The 2395-nt window shown below is 55.7% G+C and carries 4 protein-coding genes and 1 pseudogene; 4 read left to right on the top strand and 1 reads right to left on the bottom strand.

Annotated features, from left to right (window positions below; all coding sequences use genetic code 11):
* The first annotated feature begins 166 nt into the window (after positions 1 to 166).
* The 4 genes from AB5T46_RS20285 to AB5T46_RS20270 all read left to right on the top strand — a co-directional run bounded on the left by AB5T46_RS20285 (position 167) and on the right by AB5T46_RS20270 (position 2246).
* The gene (locus AB5T46_RS20285) at positions 167 to 508 is read left to right on the top strand and encodes a YciI family protein (RefSeq protein ID WP_370565923.1); all 342 of its coding nucleotides are present in this window, start codon (positions 167 to 169) and stop codon (positions 506 to 508) included.
* A 70-nt stretch (positions 509 to 578) separates the two neighbouring features.
* The gene (locus tag AB5T46_RS20280; RefSeq protein WP_370565922.1) at positions 579 to 1010 is read left to right on the top strand and encodes a bleomycin resistance family protein; all 432 of its coding nucleotides are present in this window, start codon (positions 579 to 581) and stop codon (positions 1008 to 1010) included.
* A gap of 125 nt (positions 1011 to 1135) precedes the next feature.
* Complete coding sequence (locus AB5T46_RS20275) at positions 1136 to 1537, top strand: hypothetical protein (protein WP_370565921.1); 402 nt, start codon at positions 1136 to 1138, stop codon at positions 1535 to 1537.
* A gap of 472 nt (positions 1538 to 2009) precedes the next feature.
* Positions 2010 to 2246, top strand: a complete 237-nt coding sequence (locus AB5T46_RS20270; protein WP_370565920.1) for a hypothetical protein — start codon at positions 2010 to 2012, stop codon at positions 2244 to 2246.
* Position 2247: 1 nt separating this feature from the next.
* Here the strand turns inward: AB5T46_RS20270 and AB5T46_RS20265 are convergent.
* Positions 2248 to 2395 (bottom strand): annotated as a pseudogene (locus AB5T46_RS20265) (IS30 family transposase); the annotation flags it as partial.

The raw sequence follows: 2395 nt of genomic DNA, 5'->3' as shown, positions 1-2395 counted from the left end.
ATCTACACTCGGCCCTGGGGTACCGGTCACCGGTCGAGTACGAGCAATGCGCCTAACCCGCAGGTGTCCACTTTTGCGTAGGAAGTCCCACCCGCTTCGCGGGTCGGCTTAATTCAGGCGTTAGGCCGCACATTCTGTTTCTTTTGTCAGCTCACGGAGATCTCAAATGCCGCAGTTCATTACGATAGGTTACGGTGACCGCGAAGGTTATGACCGCACAGCCAAGACCGTTCGAGATGCAGCTCACGCACATGACGAAGTGCTGCAAAAGAGCGGAGCCTTGATGGGAATTGCAGGCCTTCCCGTGCAGGTCCGCAATCACGAGGCTAAAGAAGTCCAGACGAAGGACGGCCCTTACATGGCTGCGCAACTCCCTGTCGCCGGATTTGCTGTGATCGAGGCGCCCACTATGGCCGAGGCTATAGAAATGGTGTCCAAAACTCCATGCGCTGTCGCTTATGGAGTCGTCGAGGTTTGGCCGCTCGAACAACCAAGCGGTGCGGCCTAACAATTCATTCAAGCCGAACCCGCTTCGCGGGTCGGCTTAATTCAGGCGTTAGGCGCCACATGAGGCTCACATGATCGTCAAACATTTAACGCCGATCTTGAATGTCTCTGACATCCAACAGTCTTTCTTGTGGTTTGAGAAGCTCGGATGGAAGAGGGGATGGGACTGGGGTACGCCACCGACTTTTGGAGGCGTCTGCTCAGGACATTGCGAGATTTTCCTTTGCCAGGGTGGTCAAGGTGGTCGGGGAACTAGCGGCTATCCGGCGACATTCGGCCCGGATTCTAACGAGGCCGCAGAAAAGGCAGTTTGGATCTCGCTGTGGGTAGATGACGTTGATGAGGTTCATCAACGCTGTCTTGAGCAAGGGATTGAGGTGACTTGGCCCCCTACAGACATGCCGTGGAATGTTCGAGAGATGCACGTTCGCCATCCGGATGGACATGTGTTCAGGGTTGGTCGCGGGATCGAAGGTCAAGGCGACACGTCGGGTGGCGCCTAACAATTCGTTCAAGCCGAACCCGCATCGGATTACCTTGCACTCGGGCAGGTCCGCGCTAACATCGGCTTCGGAGCCGGCCCCGGGCGGGTCGGCTTAACTCAGGCGTTAGACCGCAGGAGGAAACAATGTCGATTCCAAACGCTCTCTTTGTTTCGTCACGTGAGAACGCCTTGGCGTATGTGGTGAACGGGAACAATGACGTCCCTGGTCTATTTGAGTTTGGCGGGATTACTGATTTGGACATTAGCAATCTCTTTTCACTCGCAACGGGTGAAGAATTCGACTTTGACAAGCACGAACTTCTGCCGCTCAATGACGAACAAGGACAGAACCTGTTTGAGCTTCCCGATAGATTCATCAATGTGCTCTCGGCCAGATCAAGTTCAGACGCTCATGAGCTAGCCACGCAATGGTCTCGGACAGAGGAATTGAACTGCGATCCTGGAGGTCTCGTCCCTATCGTCGAGCATCTCTTGAAGCTATCCAAGGCTGTTGGCAGCAACAATGTGTACTTCACCCAGGGCTAGCGGTCAGCGGTCTAACAATTCATTCAAGCCGACGCCGCTTCGCGGCGCGGCTTAATTCAGGCGTTATACGTTGCTGGTGACAGTTTCGGGCGGCTCTTCCTTCGGCCACGTCGTCAGCGCTCATGCGGTCGGCGCCGGTGAGTCCGGCTTCGGAGGCTTTGCCCGCGCGCCGCGCCTCTGGCCTTTGGCAGCGGGCAGCACCTGTCAGGCCTCTTCCGGTCGACTTGGCGCTGCCTTCGGTCCGTTTCTACGCGCCAAAAGTTCCTGGTAGAGCTCCGTCGCATGTGCTGGTGCTGTTCGGCATGGGGACGCACCGGAGGGGTGCGACATGGAAATGCCGGTGACATCTCGGCCAGCACCGTATAACAGTTCGCTCAAGCCGAAGCCGCTTCGCGGCTCGGCTTAGCTCAGGCGTTAGGCCGTGAGAAGGATCCTGTGAGATCATGCTCAGTTGTTTGTTAGGGAAGACCAAATGAACAAGGCCGTAGCAATAAGCTTAGTTGTTCTTGGCGGCCTTCTCATCTTGGTTTCGTTGATTGCGCTATTTGCTGCTGTGCTGCCGAATGTTTCAGCATTATTGGCCGCAAGGTCAGCTTTTGGATTCGGTCGGCTCGTAGGCTCTTTTGTTGCAATATTTCTGATCTTCTTACTGGGCGTTAAGTCACTCAAGTCCGGCAGGCGTCGATTGGAGGTCGGCAATGCGGGGTGAATTAACACCCCAAGTGCAACGCTTTTGAGAGCTCCTGCATGCGCTCGATGGGCGTCTCGTAGTCATATCGCTTCCTCGGTCGTGTGTTGAGTTTATGGGCGATCCTGTCGCAGTCGGATTGGTCCACGTGTGACAGGCTGCTGCCCTTG

Source organism: Luteimonas salinilitoris, assembly GCF_041300785.1.
GTDB classification, from domain to species: domain Bacteria; phylum Pseudomonadota; class Gammaproteobacteria; order Xanthomonadales; family Xanthomonadaceae; genus Luteimonas; species Luteimonas salinilitoris.
Note: the sequence above shows the minus strand (reverse complement) of the source record. Positions and strands in the feature narration are given on the sequence as shown.

What these genes read in the sequence shown, in the direction of transcription:
- AB5T46_RS20285 (WP_370565923.1), top strand. Translation starts at nt 167, where the DNA reads ATGCCGCAGTTCATTACGATAGGTTACGGTGACCGCGAAGGTTATGAC.
- AB5T46_RS20280 (WP_370565922.1), top strand. Translation starts at nt 579, where the DNA reads ATGATCGTCAAACATTTAACGCCGATCTTGAATGTCTCTGACATCCAA.
- AB5T46_RS20275 (WP_370565921.1), top strand. Translation starts at nt 1,136, where the DNA reads ATGTCGATTCCAAACGCTCTCTTTGTTTCGTCACGTGAGAACGCCTTG.
- AB5T46_RS20270 (WP_370565920.1), top strand. Translation starts at nt 2,010, where the DNA reads ATGAACAAGGCCGTAGCAATAAGCTTAGTTGTTCTTGGCGGCCTTCTC.